This window comes from Bowmanella yangjiangensis (assembly GCF_017255015.1).
Lineage (GTDB): Bacteria > Pseudomonadota > Gammaproteobacteria > Enterobacterales > Alteromonadaceae > Bowmanella > Bowmanella yangjiangensis.
Genome location: NZ_JAFKCS010000322.1, coordinates 1 through 911, shown reverse-complemented (window position 1 = coordinate 911; position 911 = coordinate 1). Strand labels below are relative to the sequence as shown.

The 911-nt window shown below is 64.7% G+C and carries 1 protein-coding gene; it reads right to left on the bottom strand.

Annotation, left to right across the window (positions count from 1 at the left end):
• The coding region (locus J0A65_RS24300) for a condensation domain-containing protein (protein WP_232850133.1) at window positions 1-911 on the bottom strand (911 nt) is incomplete at both ends.

The window sequence follows — 911 nt, the reverse complement described above, 5'->3', positions numbered from 1 at the left end:
CTGGCTGCCGTCAGCCATGCTGACCAGCATGGCGCGCAGCAGCGGGCCACACGCCAGGTCGAGGCTACGCTGTGCGACGGCGCAATGATGCTCCAGTTCACTGGCATCGGCCGCTTCACGCAGCCAGAGCACGTTGGCATCCACCAGCTCCGCATGCACGGCATGGCTACCATCGGCAGCGAAGCGCAAGCGCAGAGCATCGTGATGCGTCTGCAACGCCGCCAGGGTTTCGCTCAGACGCCGCGCGTCCAACGCTTCGCGGCAGTGTAGCAGCACAGCCTGGTTCCAATGGGCGCGCTGCGGCATGGGAGTGGCGAAAAACAATCGCTGGATCGGCAGCAACGGCGTCTCGCCCTGCTCCGGCCCCTGCGCGGCCTCGCTTACCGCCTCACGAACAACAGAGGCCAGAGCACGTAGGCTCTGGTGCTGGAACATGTCCTTGGGGGTCAGCTGCAAACCAGCTTGGCGGGCACGGCTGACCACCTGAATGGAAACGATGGAGTCGCCACCCAACTCGAAGAAACTGTCCTCACGCCCCACCTGGGCCACGCCCAGCACGCTTTGCCAGATATCGGCCAGTAGCCTCTCATGTGCCGTTTCTGGCGCCTGGTAATCCGCCTGAACGGTGCTGAACTCCGGCACCGGCAAAGCCTTGCGATCGAGCTTGCCATTCGGCGACAGCGGCATGGCCTCAAGCACCAGGATGCGCGCCGGCACCATGAACTCCGGCAATTGCTCAGCCAGCGCCTGGCGCAACTCCTCGCCGTCGCAACCGGCCACGGCATAGCCCACCAGCTGCTTGCCTTGCGCTGTGTCACGCGCCACCACCACCGCCTCTTCCACCTGCGGATGTGCCTGCAGACGGGCTTCGATCTCACCCAACTCGATGCGCAGGCCACGGATTTTCACCT